The organism is Streptomyces sp. NPDC031466 (genome assembly GCF_055581265.1).
The window spans coordinates 65,325-89,614 of sequence record NZ_JBVIJT010000018.1 but is presented as its reverse complement, the minus strand read 5'-3'; the positions used below and the strand labels follow the sequence as shown (position 1 = coordinate 89,614).

Below are 24,290 nucleotides of genomic sequence, written 5' to 3'. Positions count from 1 at the left end.
TCGGCCAGCCACGCCAGATGGTCCCGGAACGGACGCACGGCCGGCAGGTCCCGCGCCTCCCCCGCGCGGTACAGCTCCAGCAGGTCACGGAAGAGAACCGGCAGCGACCAGCCGTCGAGCAGGATGTGATGGAGCGTCAGGAGCAGGCGGTGCTGTTCGCGCGCCGTGCGCTCCACGGTGAACCGGAGCAGGGGCGGCCGGGTCAGGTCGAAACCCGCCGCGCGCTCGGCGCGGGAGGTGGCGTCGAGCGCGGTGCGCAGCTCCTGGAGGTCCAGGCCGGTCAGGTCGGCGTAGCGCCAGGGCGCCGGGGACGGTTCGGGTACGACCTGCACGGGCCGGTCGAGTCCTTCGTGCCGGAAGGCGGCGCGCAGGTTGGCGTGCCGTCGCAGCAGGTCGTCGGCGGCGCCGCGCAGCCGCCGGGGGTCGAGGGGCCCGGTCAGGTCCACCGCGCACTGGACCACGTAGTCGTCGGGTGAGCCCTCCGCCGTGTCGTGGTGCACGTGGTGGAAGAGCAGCCCTTGTTGCAGGGGGGACAGCGGCAGGACGTCCTCGATACGGGGGTGCAGCTCCTCCAGAGCGGTGAGGTCGGCCACGGTGAGGCCGGGCGCGGTGACATCCGGGGGCGTCAGCCCCGGTCGCCCGTCGGCGAGTTCCGCCAGCGCGGTGAACCAGAGGTCGGCCAGGTGCCGCGCCTGCTCGTCGGGGACCAGCTCGCGCGCCCAGGTCCACGACGCGGCCAGCGTCGGTCCCGCCGGGCCGTCCAGGGTGAGGGCGTCGAGGGCGATGGCGTGCGGGAGAGGTGTGGCGGGGTCCTGCTCGTCGAGGGCGGCGCCGTCGTCGGCCGCCGTCCACGGCTGCGCGCCGTCGGCCTGGACGCGGCCGAGGTAGTTGAAGCCGAAGTCGGGGTGCGGCGCGGCGGCGAGCCGGGGGCGGGTGGCGGGGTTGAGGTGGCGGAGCAGGCCGTGGGTGATGCCGTGGTCGGGGACGGCGCGCAGGCGTTCCTTGACGTCGGTGAGAGCGGTGAGGGGGGTGGTGCCCGGCCGCAGCAGCAGGGGGTGCAGCGAGGTGAACCAGCCGATGGTCCTCGTCAGGTCCGCGCCCGGCACGCAGCGCTCCGTGCGGCCGTGTCCCTCCACCTCGACCAGCACGTCGGTGCGGCGCGGGTCCCAGCGGGTCACGGCGAGCGCCAGGCCGGCGAGCAGCAGTTCCCGTGCGTCGCAGCGCAGGGCCGCGGTGGCGTCCAGGACACGTGCGGTGGTCTCGGGGGGCAGGGTCAGGGTCGTCCGGCCCGCGGTCGCGACCACGTCCACGGCCGGGTCGAGCGGCCGCCCGCCGACGGGGAGCGAGCGGCGGGCGTGCCGCTCCAGCCAGGCGTCGAGTTCCGCTTCCCGCGCCGGGTCCGTGGCCAGGCTCTGGAGCGCCTGTGCCCAGGCCCGCAGGGGTGTGCCCGCCGGTCGCAGGCCGATGGGCAGGTCGTCGCGCCGGGCCTGCCAGGCCTCGGCGAGGTCGGGCAGCAGGATGCGCCAGGACACACCGTCGACGGCGATGTGGTGGGCCACGAGCAGCAGCCGGCCCGGTTCGTCGCCGCGGTCGAGCCAGACGACGTCGAGGACCTCGCCGCGCTCCGGGGCGAGTCGTGCGCGGGCGGCGGCGGCCTGGGCGCGCAGCAGGTCCGGCAGCGCCGCGCCGTGGGCCGCCACGCGGCGCACATGGCCGCGGACGTCGACCGCGCCCGGGGGCAGCACCCGCAGCCGCCACCGGGCCCCGGTGGTCAGGGCCAGGCGCAGCGCGTCGTGGTGGTCGACCGCGGCCGTGACGGCGTCGGTCAGTTCCGGGAGGCCGAGGCGGGGTGGCACGGACACGGCCACCGACTGGTGGAACGAGCCGACGGGGCCGCCCAGTTCGCGCAGTCGGTGGACGACGGGGGTCAGCGGCACGTCGCCGGTGTCGGGGCCGGACACGCCGACGGCCGCCGTCGGGGCCAGCGCGGCGAGAGCGGCCGGGGTGGGGTGCTCGAACAGGTCCCGCGTGCTGACGGTGAATCCGGCGGCGCGTGCCTGGTTCACCAGTTGGATGGAGAGGATGCTGTCGCCGCCCAGGTCGAAGAAGCCGTCTTCCGGACGGACCGTGTCGAGGGACAGGACGCGGGCGAACAGCTCGCACATCAGGCGCTCGCGGGCGTCGCGGGGCGCTCGGCCCGGCGGGCGGGTGTTGTCCGGGCGGGGCAGCGCGCGCCGGTCGATCTTGTCGTTGACGGTCAACGGCAGCGCGTCGAGCAGGACGTACGCCGAGGGCAGCAGGTAGGCGGGCAGCCGTCGGCCCAGCCACTCGCGCAGTTCGGCGACGTCGGGGCGGTCGCCCGGCGCGGGCACCGCGTACACCGTCAGGCGCCGGTCCCCCGGCGTGTCCTCGCGGACGACGGCGACGCTCTGGGCGACCTGGGGGTGGGCGGTCAGCGCCGCCTCGACCTCGCCCGGCTCGACGCGGAAGCCGCGCAGCTTCACCTGGTCGTCGGCGCGGCCGAGGAATTCCACCGCTCCGGCCCGGTTCCAGCGCACCCGGTCGCCGGTGCGGTACATCCGCTCGCCGGGCTCACCGTAGGGGCAGGCGACGAAGCGTTCGGCGGTGAGCGGGGCGCGCCGGTGGTAGCCCCGGGCGAGGCCGCCGGCGATGTACAGCTCGCCGGCGACGCCGGGGGGCACGGGGAGCAGCCGTTCGTCCAGGACGTACAGGCGTTTGCCGTCGAAGGGGGTGCCGATGGGGACGGTTCCGGTGCTCGGTGCGGTCGTGTCGCCCGGCGCGGTGGCGTCCCGGTGGGGTGCGCAGTCCCAGATGGCGGCTCCGACGGTCGCCTCGGTGGGGCCGTAGCCGTTGAGGATTCTGCGGCCCGGCAGCCAGCGGCGGACCAGGTCGGGCGGGCACACGTCCCCGTTGAGGGTCAGGGTGACGCCTTCGGGCAGGCTGCCCTCGGGCAGGTTGGCGACGACGGCGGGCTGCACCGCGAGGTGGGTGACGCCGGCCGCGCGCACGAAGTCGGCGAGGTCCTGGCCGAGTGGTGTGTCCTGGGGTGCCAGGACGAGGGTCGCGCCGGACAGCAGGGCGCAGAAGGAGTCCCACAGCGAGGTGTCGAAGCTGGTGGAGACCAGTTGCAGGACGCGGCTGCCCGCGCCGAGCCCGAGCAGCCCGGTCTGCAGCGAGGAGAGCGCGGCGATCCCGGTGTGCGGGGTGACCACTCCCTTAGGTACGCCCGTGGAGCCGGAGGTGTAGATGACGTACGCGGCGTGCTCGTGCCGCAGGGGCGCCGTGCGGTCCGTGTCGTCGAGGTCGCCGGCCGGCCGGCGGCGCACCGACGCGGTGACCTCGGGATCGTCGAGCAGCAGGCAGGGGGCGCCCGCCGTGCGCAGCCCCGGGAGGAGGCCCCGGGTGGTCAGGACCGTCCGGGGGGCGGCGTCCCCGAGCATGAGGCGGATGCGCTCGGGCGGGTAGTCGGGGTCGATGGGCAGGAAGGCGGCTCCCGCCTTGGCGACGGCGATCCAGGCCACCACCCACAGGACCGAGCGGCGCAGGGCGACGCCCACGAAGGTGTCCGGTCCGGCGCCCAGGCGGATGATCTCGCGGGCCAACCGGTTGGCCCGCTCGTCCAGTTCGCGGTAGGTGAGGGCCTGCCCGTCGGTGCCTTCGCGTACGGCGACGGCGTGGGGGGTCGCGGCCGCCTGCGCCTCGAACAGGGCGGGCAGGGTGCGCGGCGTGGCGCCGGAGGCGCCGCTCGCCCACTTTGTGAGGAGGGTGCGGCGTTCGCGGGACCCGAGGATGTCGAGGTCGCCGACGGGGGTGTCGGGGTCGGTGACGAGGGCGGTGAGGACGCGGACCAACCGTGCGGCGATCGAGCGCGCGTTCTCTGCGTCGAACAGGTCGGAGCGGTACTCCAACTCGCCGAGGAGCCCGCCCTCGTGGTCCGCGCTCGCGGTGAACGTGACGCCGAGGTCGAACTTGACGAGGCCGGTGGGGATGTCGCTCACGCGCGCCTCGAGGCCGGGGAACCGGGCCCCGGGCGCGTCGAGGACCGCCTGGGCGGGCGCGTCGTCGAAGGTGAGCATGGTCTGGAACAGCGGATGGCGCGAGAGCGAGCGGGCCGTGCTCAGCTCTTCGACCACCTGCTCGAAGGGCACGTCCTGGTGGGCCTGTGCCCGCAGGTTCGTCTCGCGCCCGGCGGCCAGGAGGTCGCGGAAGGTCGGCGTCCCGGAGAGGTCGCAGCGCAGTACGACGGTGTTGACGAACGCGCCCACCGCCTCGTGGAACGCCGCGTCCGTACGGCCCGACACGGGACAGCCCACCGGGATGTCCCGGCCGCCGCCGAGTCGCGAGAGCAGGACGGACAGCGCGGTGTGCAGGCCGACGAACGGGGTGGTGCGGGCGGCGCCGACCAGGCCGAGCAGGGCTCGGTACGCGGTGTCCGGCACCCGGAAGGGCACGCGTCCGCCCCGGTCGGACAGCGCGGCGGCGCGCGGCCGGTCGAGAGGAAGGGGAACCTCCTCCGGCAGTCCGGCCAATGCCTCGCGCCAGTAGGACAGTTGGCGGGCGCCGACACTGTCCGGGTCGTCGGGGGAGCCGAGCAGGGCGGCTTGGCGCAGGGTGTGGTCGGCGTACTGCGCGGCGGGCTCGGGCCAGTGGGCCGCGGTGCCCTCGCGCCGCGCCGCGTAGGCGTGTGCCAGGTCGCGCACGAGCGGGGCTACGGACCAGCCGTCGCCCGCGATGTGGTGGGCGACGAGCAGCAGTACGTGCTCGTCGGCGCCGAGCCGCAAGAGCGTCGCGCGAAACGGCGGGGCGTGTGTCAGGTCGAACGGCCGCAGCGCCTCGTGGCGCAGCCGCTCGTCCGACTCGTCGGCGGTCGCCGGGAGCGGGGCGAGCGGGTACGGGGCGCCGGGCGGCGGTTGCACGAGCTGGTGCGGGCCCTGCGCGTCCTGGGCGAAGAGGGTGCGCAGGATCTCGTGGCGCTTGATGACGTCGGTGAGGGCGGCCCCGAGCGCCGCGAGGTCCAGGGCGCCCTTGAGCCGCAGCGCCATGGGCATGTTGTAGGTCGTGCGGGACGATTCCAGCTGGTGCAGGAACCACAGGCGGCGCTGCGCGGGCGACATCGGGACGCGCTCGGGCCGGGGCACGACCGCTCCCCCGACGGCCTCGTCCATGTCGGCCGGGGCCTGTGGCCGGCTCAGCACGAGGGCCAGTTCGGCGGGCGTGGGCGCGTCGAAGATCTGCCGTACCGACACGGAGGTGCCGAGCGCGGCGCGGACGCGGCCGACCAGCCGGGTGGCCATCAGGGAGTGGCCGCCGAGGTCGAAGAAGTTGTCGTCGGGGCCGACGGTGTCCGTTCCGAAGACGCCGGCGAACAGCTCGCACAGCGTCTCCTCCCGGTAACCACGCGGGGGCCGACCGGCCGGCCGCTCCGTCACGGGGGCGGGCAGCGCGGACAGGTCGAGTTTGCCGTTGGCGGACAGTGGCAGTTCGGGCACGATCTGGAAGGACTGCGGTACCGCGTGTCTGGGCAGCTGCCGACGCGCGTGCTCGCGCAGCTCCGCCGGCGTCGGCGCGGCGCCCTCGCGCGGCACGACGTAGGCCGCGAGCCGCTCGTCGCGCAGCGCCACGCCCGCCCGTACGACGCCGGGGTGAGCGCCCAGGACGGCCTCGACCTCGCCGGGCTCCACCCGGAACCCGCGGACGTTGATCTGGCTGTCGGCGCGGCCGAGGTACTCCACCTGGCCGTCCGCGAGGCGGCGCACGAGGTCCCCGGTGCGGTAGGCCCGGGTGCCGGGCGGGCCGTAGGGGCAGGCCACGAAGCGCTCCGCGCTCAGGTCCGGCCGCCCCAGGTACCCCCGGGCCAGTCCGGGCCCGGCCAGGTACAGCTCCCCCGGCACGCCCACGGGCACCGGGCGCAGCGCGCTGTCCAGGATCAGGGCGCTGGTGCCGCGCACCGGCCTGCCGATCACCGGGGCGGACGCGTCGGCCAGGTCGGCGGCGAGGGCGTCGACGGTGAACTCGGTGGGTCCGTAGAGATTGTGGGCGACGACGTCCGGCGCCGAACGCAGCCGGGTCCACAGCCGCTCCCCCGCCGCCTCCCCGCCGAGCAACACGACCGAGGGGCGTTCGGCGCCGTCGAGCAGGCCCTCCTCCAGCAGGATCTCGGCGTACGACGGCGTGACGTCGAGGACGTCCGCGCGGGTGCGCCGGAGATGGTCGACCACGGCGGCGGCGTCGCGCCGGGTGGCGTCGCCGAGCAGGTGCAGTTCGTGGCCGCCCAGCATCCAGATGAGCGCTTCCCACGACGTGTCGAAGGACAGTGACGCGGTGAGCACGAACCGCAGGCGGCGGCCCGCCCGCCGGGTCTGCGGGCCCACCAGGGCCTGGTGATGGTGCGTGATGAGGTTGACGGCGCCGCGCTGTTCGATGACCACGCCCTTGGGACGGCCGGTCGAGCCCGATGTGTACATGACGTACGCGGCGTCGGCCGGGGAGAGCGGCCGCAGGCGCTCCGTGTCGTCGACGGGGCCGGCCGGCCGCCCGGCGACGGCCGCCGCGGTGGCCGCGTCGTCCAGATCAACCCGCCGGGCGTCGCCGACCGGGCGCTGTCCGCCCGCCGTGACGACGAGGACGGGGCGGGCGCTGTGCAGCAGCCGCTCGATCCGCAGTTCCGGCAGGTCGTCCTCTACGGGCAGATAGGCGGCCCCCGACTTGAGGACGGCGAACAGGGCCACGACCAGGTCGCGGCGGCGTGGAAGCAGCAGCGCGACGACGGTGCCGGGACCGGCCCCCAGGCCGATCAGGTGCCGGGCGAGGCGGTTCGCGCGGGCTTCCAGGTCCGCGAAGGTCAGCGGTGTCTCACCCTCGCACACCAGGGCCGTGGCGGTGGCCGGGGCGGCCGCCATCAGGTGGTGCGCCAGGTCGGGGACGGTCGGGTGGGGCGGCCGCCGGTGGCCGGGGTCCGTGGCCCCCTCGGCGGCGGTGTCCGCCCCGGCCCGCGCGGCGGCCAGGGCCTGCCGGTGTTCCGCGGGTGCCAGCAGGTCGAGCCGGCCGAGCGGCAGCCGGGGCCGCGTCACCACCGCCTCCAGGACCCGGGCGACGCGGTCGGCCAGGGTCGCCGCGCCTGCCGGGTCGCCGGGCGCCGGGCGGCGTTCCACCTGGAGGACGAGTTCGTCCCCGACCGTCACCGTCAGGGCCAGCGGGTAGTGCGTGGTGTCGTGGAAGCCGGTACCGGTGATCCGCAGCCCGGCCGCGTCGGCGGCCGACGCCAGTTCGGCGCGGCCCGGTGGCTGGTTCTGCACGGACAGCAGCGTGTCGAAGAGCTGCTCGACACCTGCGGCCCGCTGGACCTCGGCGAGACCGAGGTGCTGATGGGGCAGCAGTGCCGTCTGCTCACCCTGGAGCCGGACGAGCAGGTCGAGCAGCGGTTCCCCGGGCCTCCAGGCCACCCGTACGGGAACGGTGTTGACGAACAGACCCACCATCTCGGCGTGTCCGTCGAGTTCGGCGGGCCGGCCCGCGACGGTGTTGCCGAAGACCACGTCGGTGCGGCCGGTCACCTGTCCGAGCACCTGTGCCCAGGCGCCCTGGAGAACCGTCGCGAGGGTCAGTCCCGCCGCCCGCGCCCGCCGTTCGAGCAGCGCGGTCGTCCGGCGCGGCAGCCGCACCCGGGCCACCTCCGAGGCCTCGGCGTCGAGGGGGCCGTCCGGCGCCACGAGGGTGGGCTCGACGGGCCCCGCGAGCGCCGTGGTCCAGGCCGCGACCGCCGTCTCCCGGTCGCGGGAGGCGAGCAGCCGCAGGTGCTCGGCGAACGGCACGGGCACGGGGAGGTCGCGTGCGCCGGCGGCCCCGGCCCCGTACAGCCGCAGCAGCTCGCGCAGCAGCACGGGCAGCGACCAGCCGTCGAGGAGCAGGTGGTGGTAGGTGAGCACGAGCCGGTGCCGGTCGTCGCCGAAGGCGATCAGCCGTGCCCTGAGCAGGGGGGCGCGGGACAGGTCGAACCTCGCCGAGCGGTCGGCGTCGGCCGCCCGCCGTGCGGCCGCCTCCCGGTCGGTCTCGGGCAGCGTCGCCACGTCGGTGCGCTCCCACGGGGTGGGCACCTGGGCCGGGCAGAAGACGACGGGGGTGCTCAGCGCCTCGTGCAGGAAGGCGGACCGCAGGGTGGCGTGGCGGTCGAGCAGGTGTCCGACGGCGTCGCGCATCCGTGCGGGGTCCACTTCGCCCGCCAGGTCCAGCTCGCACTGCACCACGTAGTGGTCGGGCCGGTCGGGGCCGTCCAGCAGTCCGAGGAAGAGCAGGCCCTCTTGCAGCGGGGTGACCGGGAGGATCTCGCCCGCGCCCCGCGCGGCCCGGACGGCCGCGAGTTCGTGGGGCGGCAGCGGCGCGGGGAGCGGCCCGGCCGCCGCTCGGCCGGGGCCGACGGGCTCGGCCAGGGCGGCGAGGGCGGCGGGAGTGCGGTGCTCCAGCACGTCGCGGGCGGTCAGGGCGAGCCCGGCACGGCGGGCGCGACCCACCAGCGCCAGCGCCTTGACGCTGTCGCCGCCCAGGTCCGTGAAGCCGTCGTCGGCCGAGATCCCGCCGATGCCGAGCAGTTCCTCGAAGAGGGCGCACAGCACGGTCTCCCGTGGCCCGGACGGGGGGCGACCGGTGCTCGCGGCGGTGTCGGGGGCGGGCAGCGCCCGCCGGTCGAGCTTGCCGTTCGGGGTCAGCGGGAGGGCCGCCAGGACCATGACGTGGGAGGGCACGGCGGGGCCGGGGAGCAGGGCGGCCACGTGCCGGCGGACCTGGGCGGCGAAATCGGCGTCCGAGACCCCGGCTCCGGTGGCCGAGCCGTCGGCGGCGCGTGTCACGTAGCCGGTGAGGCGACGGTCGGCGGGGCTCTGGCCGTGCACGGCGGCTGCCGCGCCGCCGACGCCGGGCGCGCCCAGCAGGGCGGCCTCGACCTCGGCCGGCTCGACCCGGTGGCCGCGCACCTTGACCTGGGCGTCGGTGCGGCCGACGAACTCCAGGCCGCCGCTCTCCCGTACGCGTACGCGGTCGCCGGTCCGGTACATCCGCTCGTGCGGGGAGCCGAAGGGGTCGGCGACGAACCGCTCGGCCGTCAGGTCCGGGCGGCCCAGATAGCCCCGGGCCAGGCCCGCGCCCGCCAGGTACAGTTCGCCGCTCTCCCCGGCCCGCACGGGTCGCAGCTGGTCGTCGAGCACATGGGCCGTGGTGTTCCAGATCGGGGTGCCGAGGGCGACGTCCGGTCCCTCGCACGCGGCGAACAGGCTGTCCCCGGTGGCCTCCGAGGAGCCGTACAGGTTCAGGAGCGTGGCCGCCGGCAGGGCCTGTGCGAACCGCTCGGCGTCCTGCTCTCTCAGCACCTCCCCGCTGCTGACCCACAGGCGGCACGGGCGCAGCCGGTGGGCGTCCGCGCCGTCCAGCAGCGCGCCGAGCAGGCTCGGGACCACGGTGACGCGGCCGATGCCGTACCGCTCCACCAGGTCCGCGATGCCGTCGGCCGCCGCCACCGCGCCGTCCGGGGCGAGCACGAGCGGCGCGCCGCTCAGCAGGGCGCCGAACAGCTCCGTGGTGCCGTCGATGAAGCTCAGCGACGTCTTGCCGAGGACGGCTTCCCCCTGGCGGTGCGGGAAGGCCCCCTCGAACCAGCGCACCCGGTTCAGCACGCCCGCGTGCACTCCGACGACGCCCTTGGGGCGGCCGGTCGAGCCGGAGGTGTGGATGACGTAGGCGGCCGATGTGGGGGGCACGGTGGGGCGTTCGGCGCCGGACAGCTCGTCCGGGGCGTGCGCCGCCAGCTCGCGCAGCACCTCGGGGTCGTCCAGTGCGACGACGTGCGCAGCGGTGGGGGGCAGCGCGGCGGCGAGCGCGGCCGTGGTGAGCACGGTGTGCGGGGCGGTGTCGGCCAGGACGAACTCGATGCGCCCGGCCGGGTAGTCGGGGTCGAGCGGCACGTAGGCGCCGCCCGCCTTGGTCACGGCGAGCACCGAGGTGACCTGGGCGAGGGAGCGCGGCAGATGGATGGCGACCGGCGTCTCGGGGCCCACCCCCCGGCCGAGCAGCAGGCGGGCCAGCCGGTTGGCGTCGGCGTTGAGTTCGCCCGCCGTGACACGGGTGGCGCCTTCGACGACGGCGAGCGCCGCCGGGTGGCCGGTGGCCCGCTGCTCGAAGGCAGTGGCGAGGTTCGGGCCGAAGGCTTCCTGCGGGACGTCGGCCCCCCGGAGCGAGGTGTCCGGGAGGGCGTCGCAGTGGCCGGAGCGCGGGGGGAGCGCGCCCACCGGGCGTCCGGGGTCTGCGGCGGCCCGCAGCAGATGGCCGATGAGGTCGTCACGGAGCTCGGCCAGGCCCGCCTCGGAGTACTCCTCGGCGTGGGCGTGCAGGTCGAGCGCGAGGCCGCCGCTGCCGTCGGGCGCGCCGTGGACGTTGAGGGTGAGCCCGTGCACGGGTCCGGTGGACAGCTGGTCGGTGACGGCCTCGACGGCGCCGAAGCGCAGAGTCCGGTCGAAGGCCATCACGTTGAGCATCAGGGCGCCGAACCCCGCGCCGGTCCAGCCGAGTTCACGCCGCAGGTCCTCGCCGCGATAGCGCTGGTGGCGCAGGACGGGGCCGAGCGTTTCACGCACCCGCCCCACCAGGTCGGTGACGGTGTCCCAACGTCCGACGGTCAGACGCAGCGGCAGTTCGTTGGCGAGCATGCCCGGGGTGGTCAGGGCGGCGCGCCCGACGCGGGTGGACAACGGCAGGCCGAACACGACCTCGTCCCGGTCGCCGGCCGCCCTGCGGTGGGCGGCGGTGAGCGCGATCACGAGGACCGTCCAGGGCACACCGGCCGCGCGGGCCGCCTCGACGAGGGGCCGGGTCTGCTCCTCGGTCAGGCGGCCCCGGCTGCGCGCCCGCGGTCCAGCGTCCCGGTGACCGCGCGACGGGGGCGCGTCGGCTCCGGCCAGCTTCGCCAGCCAGTACGCCCGGTCGTCCGCGTGCCTGGCGGACTCCTCGTAGGCACGGTCCTGTTCGACCAGTGCGGCGAGGCTGCCCGCGGCGGCCCCGGGCACGGCACGGCCGGCGGTGAGGGCGGTGTAGACCTGGGCGATCCGGGCGGTGTGCAGGCTCTGGCCGTAGCCGTCGAGGACCGCGTGGTGGTACGTCAGGACGAGGCGGTGCCTGAGGGGGCCCAGCCGCAGGAGCGCGTGGGCCACGAGAGGATCGCCGCCGAGCAGGGCCGGGGCAGCCGTGAGCCGGTCGGCCGCCCAGGCGTCGGCCGCCGCGGCCGGGTCCCGGTCCCCGCCGAGGTCGACTTCGGCGAGGGCGGCCTCGGCCCGCGCCTCGGCGGGCGTCAGGACGTGCTGCAGCAGCCGGTCGTCCCGCTCGGTGAAGCGCACCCGCAACGTCTCGGCGTCCGCGACGGCTCGGGCCACGGCACGGCGGAGCAGGTCGGTGTCGAGGGGTCCGGTCAGTTCCAGCACGGCCCCGCAGTGGAACGCGCCGGCGTCCCCGTCGAGCTTCTCGGCGATGTGGACGCCGCGCTGCGCGGCCGTCGCGGGCAGCGGGTCGAGTCCCGCCCGGCGGATGTTCACGGGGCATGCTCCAGGTCTGCGTGGACGGGTGGGGGGGGGATACGCCGCTCGGAACGGGGTCAGGTCGCCTCGGGACCGGTGAAGAACGCGGCGAGCGCGTCGATGCTGGGGTGGTCCCAGACGACGGCCGGGTCGACCTCGATGCCGAGGCGGTCCTCGATGGCGGTGGCCAGGGTCAGGCCCGCGATGGAGTCCAGGCCGTACTCGCCCATGGACGCGGCGCGGTCGATGGGCTCGGCCGGGTCGCCGAGCAACGCGGCGACCTCGCCGGCCAGCCAGTCGCTCAGCTCTTCACGTGCGCGGTCGGCGCGGACTTCGGTCATGGTCGGTTCTCCTCCTGCGGCAGGGGTCACGGCATGCGACGCGGGTGGTCTCCCGCGGCGCGGGTCAGGGCATCGCCCCTCGTCCGCCGTCCGGGAGCGGCCGGCCGGTGAGGTCGAAGGAGCGTCCCGCGCCGAGGCGGTCGAGCAGCTCGGTGACGAGCGGCTCCGCCAGGTCCTCGGGCAGCGCCGTCGGGCGGCCGCCCAGCCGCCCGTGCAGGCGGGTGAGCACGGCCTGGAGCCAGGCCGGCTCGCCCTGCGGTCCGCCGCGGTGGCGGTTGTGCCGCCAGATGCCGAGGCAGGCCGCGGCCGCGAGCAGGTGCCCGGTGCGGGTCACGAGTTCGGAGGAGCGCGCTCCGGTGGTGACGCCCAGTTCGGAGAGGGGCAGCGAGCGGCATTCGCGTACGAGGGCTGCGTGTTCGGCGAGGAACAGCGCGCCCAGTTCGGCGCAGCGGCCGGACAGCGCGGGCACCGAGGCGCGCAGGGTCCCGGTGAGGTGGTCGCTCCCCGAGCCGCTGAGCCTGAGCCGGTCGAACCGCAGGGGCGGCAGCGGCGCGTCGAGCCGGAACAGCTCCTCCGGGGCCGGCCGCGGGTCCGGTGCGGCCCACGAGCGGCGGGCGAGGACCGGGAGCTGGGGCAGGACGTTCGACTCGCAGGCCCCGCGCGCCGCGTGCCCGAAGCTCACGACACGCACGTCCCGCAGCAGCTTCTGGAAGATCGCCGCCGGCCCGCCGCGCAGATAGAAGTGGGCGCCCATGAGTTCGGAGAGGGTGTACATGACGTCGAGCAGCAGCGCGGACCCGAAGTGCTTGAACACCGAGGCGAGCACGCTGAGTTCGGCCGGCAGCACATGGACGGCCCGCAGCACGGTCGCGCTCAGGCACTCCACGGCGAGCAGGTCGGCGTAGGCCCCGGCGAGAGTGGAGCGCAGGTACGGCAGGTCCATCGCCGGCCGCCCGTACAGGCGTCGGTCGAGCAGGTGGCGCAGGGTCACGCGCAGGCCCGTCTCCACCGGCCCGCACATCACGGCGGGCAGGACGCTCCGGGTGATCTGGAAGGACCGCAGCGCGGTCTCCAGGCCGCCGCCGGTGCGGCCCAGAACGCTGCCGGGCGGCAACGGGCAGTCGGCGAACTCGATGCCGTGCAACTGCACTCCCCGCATGCCCGAGCTGAGGAAACGCGGCAGGTCGTGCACGCGTGCGGGGTCGAGGTTGCGCTTGTCGACCAGTACTTGCGAGTGGCTGCGGCTGCCGCGGCGCTCGTCGGTGCGGGCGAACACGACCAGGGCGTCGGCGCGCCGGATGTTCGTCACGACCTCCTTGCGGCCGCGCAGCACGGGTCCCGCGCCGGTCTCGGCCACGGCGCACTCCACCCCCGCCATGTCGTTGCCGTGGGCCAGCTCGTGGTAGGCCGCCGCGATCCTGCGGTCCGACAGGAGAAGGCGGGCGGTGGCGCGCTGCTGGCGGTCGTCGCCGGCCAGCCAGACGTTGACCGCCGCGATGAACGAGCTCATGCCGTAGCCGAGCCCCAGGCACGGGTCGCGCCGGTACACGGCACGCAGGGCCGCCACCAGCTCGTCGAGGCGGCTCAGCCGCCCGCCGAGCGCGGTGGGCACGAAGTCGGCGTTGAGCCCGTGCTCGTCCAGGGCCCGTTCGCCGGCGGCGCACATCTCGCCGCGCTCGTCGGCCCGCAGGATCGCGGCGAAGCCGAGGGGGTTGGCGTCGTCGAAGGGGTCCGCCAGCCGGTTCTCCAGTGCGTCGATGAGGGTGGGCGCCTCGGGGCCGGGGCCGGGGTCGGCGTGACGGCTGTCGACGGTCATGCCCCCTCCCTCCCGGGAAGCGTGTCGGGGAGCAGGGAGAGTCCCTCCGCGTCGGGCCCCGCGTCGAGCAGTGCGGCGGCGAGCAGGTCGCGGGCGTCGGGCCCCGCGGGGGGCTCCAGGCCCAGGCGGCTGAGGACGGTCGTCAGGCAGGCCCGTATCCAGAGCGCGTCCTGCCACCAACGGGCGTCGCGCGAAGGGGTGTTGTGGAGCCACAGGGCCAGGCAGGCCGCCCCGGCGAAACACCATTCGTACCGTTGGACGAGGTCGAAGGCGGCGGGTGGCACGCCCCCCGTCGTGCGGCAGGCGGCGATCTCCTCGTGCAGGCGCTGCGACTGTGCGGTCAGGGCGCGGGCCGCGTGCGCGATGTCCGGCGGACCGCCGGCCCCGGCCAGGTCGGCCGCGTCGGGCAGCGCCTGGACGACGCCGCACCCGTCACTGGTCAGGGCCAGCCGCGTGGGGTCCAGGGCCGGCCGCCGCGCACCGTGCCGGGCCGCCGCGACGACCCCGGCGCTGTCGTGGGAGCCGGCCCTGTGGGCGCGGGTGAGCAGCGGGAAGGAGGTGGCGAGGGCGTGGCGGTTGACCGCTGTGCTGCCGTCGAAGATCCCCACGATGCGGTGGTCCCGGTCGAGCTTGGCGAAGGCGCCGTGCTCGAAGACCGTGGTGACGAAGCCGCGCACGCCCAGCAGGTCGCCGAGCTGGTCGAGCGCCCGCTGCACGGTCGTGGGCACGAACGCCTTGGTGACGGCCGAGAGCACACCCAGCTCGCGGGTCAGGGTCTGGGCGGCGCGTCCCGCGAACACCGCGACCGCCTCGGCGGTCAGGATCGAGGCCGCGGCGTCACCCAGTACGCGGCGTACGCGCGGCAGGTCGGCCAGGTGGTGCCCGTAGAGGTCGCGGCCCGCGAGGAAGCGCAGGGCGAGCGGCAGGGCGTGGTCGGCCGCGCCCAGGGAGAGGGCGGTGGCGAAGATCCGGGTGACCTGGAGCGACTTGAGGGCCACCTCGAACCCGGAGCCCTCCGGCCCGATGAGGCACGAGCCGGGTGCCGGGGCGCCGCGCAGGGTGAAACCGCTGATGTCGGCCCCGCGGACGCCGTGAGTCAGTTCCTTGGGCAGCGTCCGGCAGGTGCCGTCCGGCAGCGTCGACCTGTCCAGCAGGAAGAAGCTCAGGCCCCGGGGCCCGCCGTCGGCGCGGGTGCGGGCGAGGACGCAGGCGTACCGCGCCCGCGTGCCGTTGTTGATCAGCCACTTCTCGCCGTCGAGCCGCCAGTCGCGGCCGTGCGGGCGCGCGGTCAGCCGGCTCGCGAGCAGATCGCTGCCGTGACCGCGTTCGGTCATCGCCCAGCACACCTCGGCGCCGGACATGATCACGCCGGCCAGCTCCGCCGCCTGCCGGTCGGTGCCGGCCACCCAGGTGGGCATCGCGCCCAGGAACGTCTTGCCGTGCGCGACGGCGAGGGTGAGATCGTGCCGGGCGATGACACGCAGGACGGACCAGAGCCTGTCCAGGCCGTGCAGCAGGCCGCCGTGGCGGCGCGGTACGTAGTGGGCGGGGACCCCCGCCTCGCCGAGCAGGTGGTGCGCGGCCGCCGGGAACGCCTCGGCCTCGTCCCACGCGGCGAGCCTCGCGGGGTCCAGGGCTCCGCCGGGCCGCGCCGCGTGTCGGAGCAGGTCCCGGAGCCGGGCGGCGGTGACCGCCGCCGGAGCGGTGCTCGTCATGTCGCGCGCCCCTCCCCCGCCGCCACCGCGGCCGCGCCGAGCCCGGGGTCGTACTCGGCGAACAGCGGTTCCACGCCGCCCGACAGGAACAGCTCCCGCATCGCGGAGCGCTGCACCTTGCCGCTCGTCGTGCGCCGGACGGCCGCCCGGCGCAGCAGTGCCACCCCGGCGGCACGCACCCCGAACTCCCGGGACACCGTGTCGCGCATGGTGCGGGCGAGCAGCCGGGCGCTGTCCTGCGAGGGCCGTCCGCGCACTTCCTGGAGGACGACGAGCGCCTCTTGCCCCGGCTCCTCCTCGTGGGTCACGGGCACGGTGAAGACCGCCCCGGGCAGCCCGGCCAGGTCGGCGTGGTCCTCGCGCAGGGCGTGCTCGACGTCCTGCGGGTGCAGATTGCGGCCGTTGATGATCATCAGGTCCTTGCGTCTGCCGGTGATGTACAGCTCGCCGTCGAGCAGCGCGCCCAGGTCCCCGGTCCGCAGGAACGGTCCGTCACCTTCGGCGGTGCGCGCGCCGAACACCTCGGCGGTGACCTCGGGGCGGTTCCAGTAGCCCCGGGCGACGCTGGCCCCGCTCAGCCAGATCTCACCGACGTGACCCGCGGGCACCTCGGCGCGGGTGTCCGGGTCGACGACGCGCACCTCGAAGTCGCGGATCATGCCGTTGCTCGGCAGTTCGCGCCCCGGTGCCGTGGGGGCCACCCGCCGCAGCCGCCCGCGTTCCAGGAGGTCGGGGTCCAGGCGGGCCACGACGAGAGAGCGCCCCGACGCGCCCGAGACGAAGACCGTTCCCTCCGCCAGGCCGTAGCAGGGGCTGAAGACGTCGTCCCGCAGCCCGGCCGCCGCGAAGCGCCGGACGAAGCGCCGGGCCGTGGAGACCTGGACGGGCTCCGCGCCGCTGAGCGCGTGGCGCCACCGCGACAGGTCGAGCGCGGCGAGCTGCTCGTCGGTGACCTTCTCGACGCACAGGGCATGGGCGAAGTTGGGGGCGGCGGAGCACGTCACGTCGAAGTCGTCGATCACCTTCAGCCACAGGTGGGGGCGCTTCACGAACGTCACCGCCGACATGAGCACCGTCGTGCCGGCCAGCGCCAGGGGGGCGAGGGTCTGCAGGATGAGCCCCATGTCGTGGTAGAGCGGGGCCCAGCCCCCCACCCGCATCGGGGCGTGCGGGGAGATGGCACCGGCGAACGCCAGGACGTTGTGCAGGAGATTGCCGTGTGTGACCTCGACACCCTTGGGGTCGCTGGTGGACCCGGACGTGTACTGGAGCAGGGCGAGCGTGGCGCGGTCGGCCGGTACGGGCGCCAGGCCGGTGCCGTCGGTGAGCTGGTCCGTGGCCACGGTGTGCGGCACGGGCCGGTCGGCGGCCTCGGCCCATTCGCGCACCCCGGCGCGGTGCGCGGTGTCGGTGAGCACCACGCCGATGCCGGCGTCGGCGGCGATGGCGGAGAGCCTGCGGCGGTCCTGCCGGTAGTTGCCGGGCAGGGGTGCCACGACCGCGACCATGCCCGCGTACAGGCATCCCAGGAACGCCGCGACGCACTCGGTGCCCGGCGGGTAGAGCAAGAGCACCCGCTCGCCGCGTTCCAGGGTCGCCGCCAGGGTCTCGGCGATCAGGGCGGCGCGGCGGTCCAGCCGGGCGTAGGTCAGGGTGTGCGCCCGCGCCTCGGCGGCGTCGTGGACGAAGACGACGGCCTCCCGCTCCGCGTGGTCGCGCGCGTGCTCGTGCAGCAGGGTGCTGAGCGCCTCGGCGCGTGCGACGTTCTCGGTCATGGTGTGGCCCACTGACGTCTTCTCCCTGGCGGTGGCCGCCCGTTGATGTTGGTGTCCGTCCCGGCGGAGCCGTGAGGTTCCCGCGCGGCAGGGGGGTGTGCGCGGCGCGGCACGGACCCACCGGCCCCGCGTCGGGGCGCCGCCGGTCCGTGGGTGGGGCGCCGGTGGTCCCTGCGTGGTGGCGCCACCCGTCGGTCCGCGCGTCCGGTGCCGGCGGTTCATACGTGGTGCCGGCGGCCCGTGCGTCGTACCGCCGGTAGTTGCGTGGTGCCGCCGGTCCGGGCGTGTGGTCAGGACACGCCGCTGCGCTCCAGCAGCGTTTCCCCCCGCCCCTTGCCGTCGTTCAGCAGGGTCGAGCCGAGCGGGGTCAGGGAGTGCAGCACCGTGTTGAGGTTGCGGCAGCTCGTGACGAGCCCCGCCGCGCGCAGCACCGTGGTGTGCTGGCTGGCGGCGGCGACGGAGATGCCGAGCCGGCGCCCGAGCTGGGTGGTGGTGCAGCTCTCGGTCAGCGCGCGCAGGATGCCGGCCCGGGTGCGGCCCATCAGGGCGCCGAGCGCCTTGCCCTGGTGCGTCGGCCAGTCCCACAGGGTCGCGGCGGTGACCGCGTCCAGCGGGACGGGGTAGATCAGGACGAGCGCCGCGCCCCGGGAGCCGGGTCCGGTACGGACGACCGGCCTGCCGTGCAGGAACAGCGAGGGCAGGATGGTCAGGCCGGCGCCCTCGGGATAGATGTCCTCGTCGAGTCCGTTGTCCAGCTCAAGGACCGGGGGCCGCCATTCGGCGCGGGTGTGCAGGGTCGCGAAGAGGCCCTCGACGCCGCTGCCGAGGAAGATGCGGCCGCGGTGCCCCGCGTCGGCCTTGAGGTAGGCGTTGATCCGGCTCCAGTAGGGCGCGACGGCCCTTTCGTGGAAGGCCGCGGCCGCTTCCCCGCCGAGGCCCGGCGAGCGCCGGGCGGAAGGGGGCGGACCCGCGGGCCGCGGGTAGGAGCGGGCGAGGTCGGGCGCGGCCGGGCGGCGCGTGGGATGTCGTACCGCGGCGCCCTGGCCCACCAGATCTCGCCAGCGGGCGAAGATCGCGCCACCGCCGCGGCGCAGTAACAGATCGGCCGCGAAAGCCGTTTCCATCATGGGGTCCCCACCAGGTGCGATGGTGATTCGCGTCAGGTCCTGCACAGAGAAATGGATTCGCTGCACTGATCCCCCCCTGATCGGTGGATGAAAACCCGGCCCGAGCCGCCGAGTTCGGCAAAGCCCCGGCAGTCTTACCGGCCGCGAACAGCACCGCAATGAGTTTCAGATGGCAGCGAAAATGCCCGCCGCCCGCTTACGGAAATCGTCCGGCCCGGGGCATACTCCGCGAGTGGATCGGCGCGACCGGGCACACCTCGTACCGTGTGGGCGGCATCGGGCGCCCGAGAAGCGGCTTCACCGCGCGTGGCGCGCCACTGCGGCGGCCACGAGATCGAGCCGCTGCCGGTCCCTGTGCCGCAGCAGCCGCTCGATCCGCAGCCCGTGGGCCCGGGTCAGGCACGGCACGGGGTGGACGAGGTCGGCCCCGTCGACGACGAGTTCGTCGATCAGCGGCTGAGGCCCTCCCGGCCGCGGCCCCGCCTGGAACGTGTCCCACTCGCCGAGCGCCTCCTCGCACGTCACGCCGGGCGGCAGCGCGGCCTGTCCGGACGAGAGGATCTCGGCCAGCCAGGCCCGGGTCGAGGCGCGGTGCAGCTCGTGGAACCGCTCGCGCAGCGGTGCCGAGCGCAGTTCGTCGAGGGCCGCTCGCGCCCCGTCCGGGGAACCGGCGCGGCCCACCACGATCGGGTGGGCGTCGGCGGCGTACGCGTCGGTGTGCCGCATCGTCGTCAGACCGGCCCGGATCTCCACCGTGGCCTCGCCGGCGATCGCGACCGACTGGCCGTCGTCGGCGAACCGCAGCCACAGCTCCCAGTCGTCCCGGTTGATGCCCCGGCCCTCGGACCAGCCGCCGAGCCGGTCGAGCAGGGCGCGGCGGTGCGCGACCCTGGAGGGCTCGAAGAGGGAGGCGACGAGTTGCAGTTCCGGGTGCCACACGCTGCCCAGGATGTGGGCGGGCACTTTCCGCTCCCCGTTGTCGTCCACGTAGGTGCCGGCCGCCACGACCCAGGATTCTCCGGCGTCGAAGCGGGCGAGCACCTGCGCGAGGTGGTCGGGGCGCCAGCGGTCGTCGTCGTCCAGGTAGGCGACGAGCGGCGCCGACGAGGTGGCGAGACCCACGTTGCGCGGGCCGCCGGGGCGCCTGCGCGCGGTGCACTCCAGGAAGGTGATGCGCGGGTCGTCGTAGCCGGCGACGACCTCCGCCGTGTCGTCGGTCGAGGCGTCGGAGACGATCACGAGGTGCCAGTCCGGGACGGTCTGGGCCAGCACGCTCTCGATGGCTCCGCGAAGCAGCGCAGAACGGTTGTATGTGGCGCACAGGACATCGATCCGGGAATCTTCGGGATACATACGGGTTCCACACTCCTGCGTGCTGAGTCACGAGTCGGCCGAGTTACGCTAGCGCGGAAATCACTCGGTGGCGCGCGTCGTATTTCAGCGATATCAGGGTCTTTCAAGCGAGCATGAAAAACTATTCGCGGGCCGTCCCGGACATTTAGCATCCCCCCATGCCGACGTCGGAGGGTCAGCCGCCAGCTAGCGCACCCGCCCGAAGAGGAACGGCACTTGCCACTTTCAGGGGGGCCAGCACGTGACCACAGAAAGCGCATCCCGTCTTCGCCGTATCTCGGTGTTCGACGCCACGCTGCGCGACGGCGAGCAGGCACCCGGCAACGCCATGTCGGCGCGGAGCAAAGTGCGGCTGGCCCTGGCGGCCGAGGCGTACGGCGCCGATGTGGTGGAAGCGGGTTTTCCCGGCTCCTCCCCCGAGGACGCCGAGGCGACCCGGCTCATCGCCGACGCGCTGACCACCGCGAAGTTCGCCACGTTCAACCGGGCCTCCACCTCCGACGTCCGGCAGTCCATGCTGGCCGGTGGCGCCCGCCCCCACCACCAGGTGCAGATCTGCGGCACCGGCAGCGACATCCACCTGAAGCACAAGCGCGGCATCACGCGCGAGGAGTCGGTCCAGGAGGTGCGGGACGCGATCCGGCTCGCGGTGGAGATGGGCGCGAGCGACATCTCCTTCGGGGTGGAGGACGCCAGCCGCAGCGCCAAGGACCACGTCAGGTCGCTGGTCACCACCGCCGTCGAGTGCGGTGCGGGCACGGTCATCCTCGCCGACACGACGGGCTGCGCGACGCCCCGCGAGTACGGCGACCTGTGCGCCGCTGTGCGCTCGTGGATACCGGACGAGGTGGTCCTGTCCACCCATTGCCACGACGACATGGGCCTGTCGCTGGCCAACGCCCTGGCCGGGATCGAGGCCGGCGCCGACCAGATCCAGGCCACTCTCGGCGGTATCGGCGAACGGGCGGGAAACACCGCTCTGGAGGAGCTGGCCGCCGTACTCGCCCACAAGGGCGAGCAGTTCGGCGTCACCAGCGACATACGGCTCGACCTGCTGTACCCCGCCTACCAGTCGCTCGCCGAGACCATCGCACTGCCGCCGTACCGGAACAAGGCCGTGGTCGGCGTCAACTCCTTCGCGACGGAGGCCGGGATCCACCAGGACGGCATCCTCAAGAACCCCGTCAACTACGAGTACCTGAACCCGCACCGGTTCGGCCGGGAACGCTCCCTGCTGGTGGGGCGGCACTCGGGCCGGGCCGTCCTGCGTTATCTGCTCACCCGGACGGGCCTGCCCCAGAACGACGCCCTCGTCGACGAGCTGTACGAGGAGTTCATCGCGTCCACGCCCATGGGCGCTTGTGAGGAACTGGACGACCTGGCCAAGCGGCTCGCCGACCGCGCCACCGCGCAGGCCGACACATGAGCCGACCCACCACGCTGATCGACAAGCTGTGGGACGCGCACGTCGTCCAGCGGCAGGACGGCGCCGACCTGCTGTACGTGGATCTGCACCTCATCCACGAGGCCACCTCGGCGCAGGCGTTCGACGGCCTGAGGCTCGCCGGGCGCCGGGTGCGCCGGCCGGACCTGACCCTGGCGGTCGAGGACCACAACGTACCCACCGACTCCCTCACCATCGGCGACCCGGTGGCGTCCCTCCAGGTCCGCACGTTGCGGCACAACTGCGCGGAGCACGGCATCCGGCTGTTCAGCCACGGTGACGCGCGCCAGGGGGTGGTGCACGTGGTCGGCCCCGAACTGGGCGTCGTCCTGCCCGGCATGACGGTGACCTGCGGCGACAGCCACACCTCCACCCATGGCGCTTTCGGGGCGCTGGCGTTCGGCGTGGGCACGAGCGACGTCGAGCACGTCCTCGCCACCCAGTCGGTCGCACTGCGGCGCCCCAAAACGATGGCCGTGGAGTTCGCCGGTCTGCCCCCGGACGATGTGACGGCCAAGGATCTGGCACTCGCCCTGCTGGCCGGGCTCGGCGCCAACGGCGCCCACGGGCATGTGCTGGAGTACCACGGCGACGCGGTGCGGGCCCTGTCGATCGAGGGCCGGATGACGTTGTGCAACATGAGCGTGGAAGCGGGCGCGCGGGCGGGCCTCGTCGCGCCGGACGAGACGACGCTCGCCTATCTGCGCCGGCGGCCGGAGAGCCCGCGGGGCCCGGACTGGGAGCAGGCGGCGGCCTACTGGAGCCGGCTGCGCACCGACGCCGGGGCCCGGTTCGACCGGACGACGCGCATCGACGCGTCCGCCCTGACGCCGCACGTCACCTGGGGCACGAACCCCGGGCAGGCGGTGGGCATCGGTGATCGCGTGCCCGACCCCGACCGGTTCACCGGCGCCGAACAGGCCGCGGCCCGGCGGGCGCTCGCGTACATGGACCTGGCGCCCGGCACGGCGATGCGGGACATCACGGTCGACACGGTGTTCCTCGGCTCGTGCACCAACGGCCGGCTGGAGGACCTGCGCGCCGCGGCCGACGTGCTGCGCGGCCGGGCCGTCGCGCCCGGGGTGCGGATGCTGGTGGTCCCCGGCTCGACGCAGGTGCGCCGTGCCGCGGAGGCGGAGGGACTGCACGAGGTGTTCCTGGCCGCGGGCGCGCAGTGGCGGTTCTCGGGCTGCTCGATGTGCCTCGGCATGAACCCCGACCGGCTGCCCGGCACACAGCGCTGCGCCTCCACGTCCAACCGCAACTACGAGGGGCGCCAGGGCAACACCGCCCGGACCCACCTGGTGTCGCCGGCCATGGCGGCGGCGACCGCCGTCACCGGGCGCTTCACCACCCCCGCCGACCTGGACTGACCGCCCGGACGGCAACGAGCGGCGCGAAGCCGCCAAGCGAGAGAGCCACGGACATGGACCCGCTCACCGAACACACCGGCACCTGTCTGCCACTGCGGCGCAGCGATGTGGACACCGACCAGATCATCCCGGCGCGGCACTGCCGCAGACTGACCAGGACCGGGTACGCCGACGCGCTGTTCGGCCACTGGCGCAAGGACACCGGGTTCGTGCTGAACCGGCCCGAGTACCGGGAAGCGAGCATTCTGCTGGCCGGCCCCCACTTCGGCACCGGCTCCTCGCGCGAACACGCGGTGTGGGCGCTGCGGGACTGGGGGATACGAGCGGTGCTCGCCGCCAGCTTCGGCGACATCTTCCAGCGCAACGCCCTGCGCAACGGCGTACTGGCGGTGGAGTTGCCGCAGGAGGTGGTGGCGGGCCTGCTGGAGCGCGCGGAGCAGGACCCCTCGTACACGCTCACCGTCGACCTGCGCGGGCGGGAAGTGCGCGCCGGCGGTCACCGGTGGCCCTTCGAGGTCGACGCGCGGGCCCGTCGGCTGCTGCTCGAAGGCCTCGACGACATCGAGGTCGCCCTGCGGGCCGAGGACGCGATCACCCGGCACGAACAGAGCAGGCCCCATTGGATGCCCCGGCCGTCGGCGGCCGTGGGGCGCCCCTGAAGGAGGAAGCCGAACGTGCGACGCATCGCCGTGGTCCCGGGCGACGGGATAGGCCCACACGTCACGGCGGAGGCGCTGCGGACACTGCGCGTGGTGGCGCCCGACCTGGAGTTCGACGTGCTCGACCACGTCAACGCCGACAGATACCTCGCCACCGGCACCGCGCTGTCCGACGACGACTTCGCCCGCGTGGCGAGCTGTGACGGCGCCCTGCTGGGAGCGGTCGGCGACCCGCGGGTGAGCGGCCCGGACTACGCGCGTGACGTACTGCTGCGGCTGCGCTTCGAGCTGGACCTGTACGTCAACCACCGCCCGGCGCACCTCCTGCACGACCGGCTCAGCCCGCTGCGCGACCCCGGCCGCAGAGCGATCGACTGCACGGTGGTGCGCGAGAACACCGAGGGGCTGTACGTGGGTGTCGGCGGCGCGCTGCGCGCCGGCACCCCGCACGAGACGGCGATCGACACGGAGGTGAGCACCCACCGCGGGGTGCGCAGGGCGATGGAGTTCGCGTTCGCGCGGGCCACCCGGTCGGTGTGCCTGGTGGACAAGGCCAACGCCGTGCCGCACAACGGAGCGCTGTGGCAGCGCTGTTTCCGCGAGGCGGCCGCGCTCCGTCCGGAGCTGCCCACGCGGCACTTGTATGTGGACGCGGCGGTCATGCTGCTCGTGCAGGATCCGACCGCGTTCGACGTGATCGTGGCGAACAACGCGCACGGCGACGTGCTGAGCGATTTGACCGCCCAGCTGGCGGGCGGCCCCGGCACCGCGGCCTCGGCGAACCTCAACCCGCAGACGGGGTACGCGCTGTGTGAGCCCGTGCACGGCTCGGCGCCGGACCTGGTGGGCACCGGCACCGCCAACCCGCTGGCGGCTGTCCTCAGCGCCGCCCTGCTCCTGGACTGCGCGGGCCGCGCCGAGGAGGCGGAACGGATCCGCGCGGCGGTTCGCACCACGGTCGCGGACCGGCGGTGCACACCCGACCTGGGCGGCTCGTCGACCACGTCCGAGGCTGGGGCGGCGGTGCGGGACGCGTTGCGCCGGGAATGAGAGGCGGAAATTCACGCGGCCATAAATCGCCGGTGGGCAGCATTTCGGCCTTTTCCCCGGGACC

The 24,290-nt window shown here is 74.7% G+C and carries 11 protein-coding genes; 4 read left to right on the top strand and 7 right to left on the bottom strand.

Translation table 11 applies throughout. The annotated features are described in order from the left end of the window. From ACZ5GP_RS33585 to ACZ5GP_RS33555, 7 genes are all read right to left on the bottom strand, one after another. Positions 1–11,591 (bottom strand): amino acid adenylation domain-containing protein (locus ACZ5GP_RS33585; protein ID WP_468754455.1); only part of this gene is annotated, 11,591 nt, incomplete at its 3' end. Positions 11,592–11,650: 59 nt separating this feature from the next. Continuing rightward, on the bottom strand, positions 11,651–11,914 hold the full coding sequence (locus tag ACZ5GP_RS33580; protein WP_468754454.1) for an acyl carrier protein: 264 nt from the start codon (positions 11,912–11,914) through the stop codon (positions 11,651–11,653). A gap of 64 nt (positions 11,915–11,978) precedes the next feature. Then, on the bottom strand, positions 11,979–13,730 hold the full coding sequence (locus tag ACZ5GP_RS33575; protein WP_468754453.1) for an acyl-CoA dehydrogenase: 1,752 nt from the start codon (positions 13,728–13,730) through the stop codon (positions 11,979–11,981). Next, the gene (locus ACZ5GP_RS33570; RefSeq protein ID WP_468754452.1) at positions 13,727–15,445 is read right to left on the bottom strand and encodes an acyl-CoA dehydrogenase family protein; all 1,719 of its coding nucleotides are present in this window, start codon (positions 15,443–15,445) and stop codon (positions 13,727–13,729) included. Before ACZ5GP_RS33570 ends, ACZ5GP_RS33575 begins: the two co-directional genes overlap by 4 nt. Beyond that, positions 15,442–17,220, bottom strand: a complete 1,779-nt coding sequence (locus ACZ5GP_RS33565; protein WP_468754451.1) for a fatty acyl-AMP ligase — start codon at positions 17,218–17,220, stop codon at positions 15,442–15,444. The genes ACZ5GP_RS33570 and ACZ5GP_RS33565 overlap by 4 nt, the downstream gene beginning before the upstream one ends. Positions 17,221–17,510: 290 nt before the next feature. Further along, complete coding sequence (locus tag ACZ5GP_RS33560; protein ID WP_468754450.1) at positions 17,511–18,344, bottom strand: helix-turn-helix domain-containing protein; 834 nt, start codon at positions 18,342–18,344, stop codon at positions 17,511–17,513. 300 nt (positions 18,345–18,644) lie between these two features. Next, positions 18,645–19,700, bottom strand: a complete 1,056-nt coding sequence (locus tag ACZ5GP_RS33555) for a glycosyltransferase family 2 protein (RefSeq protein WP_468754449.1) — start codon at positions 19,698–19,700, stop codon at positions 18,645–18,647. 241 nt (positions 19,701–19,941) lie between these two features. Here ACZ5GP_RS33555 and ACZ5GP_RS33550 point away from each other — a divergent pair, with 241 nt between their 5' ends. From ACZ5GP_RS33550 to ACZ5GP_RS33535, 4 genes are read left to right on the top strand one after another with little or no spacing between them, the layout of a single operon-like run. After that, positions 19,942–21,126: a LeuA family protein gene (locus tag ACZ5GP_RS33550; protein WP_468754448.1), complete on the top strand. Its 1,185-nt coding sequence runs from the start codon at positions 19,942–19,944 to the stop codon at positions 21,124–21,126. Further along, positions 21,123–22,517 carry a 3-isopropylmalate dehydratase large subunit gene (gene leuC / locus ACZ5GP_RS33545; protein WP_468754447.1) on the top strand — a complete coding sequence of 465 codons (1,395 nt, stop codon included), beginning with the start codon at positions 21,123–21,125 and terminating at the stop codon, positions 22,515–22,517. Before ACZ5GP_RS33550 ends, leuC begins: the two co-directional genes overlap by 4 nt. A 53-nt stretch (positions 22,518–22,570) precedes the next feature. Beyond that, positions 22,571–23,176 carry a 3-isopropylmalate dehydratase small subunit gene (gene leuD / locus ACZ5GP_RS33540; protein ID WP_468754446.1) on the top strand — a complete coding sequence of 202 codons (606 nt, stop codon included), beginning with the start codon at positions 22,571–22,573 and terminating at the stop codon, positions 23,174–23,176. A 15-nt stretch (positions 23,177–23,191) separates the two neighbouring features. Further along, positions 23,192–24,226 (top strand): isocitrate/isopropylmalate dehydrogenase family protein, encoded by a 1,035-nt coding sequence (locus tag ACZ5GP_RS33535; RefSeq protein WP_468754445.1) that lies wholly within the window; start codon positions 23,192–23,194, stop codon positions 24,224–24,226. The last annotated feature ends 64 nt before the right edge of the window (positions 24,227–24,290 follow it).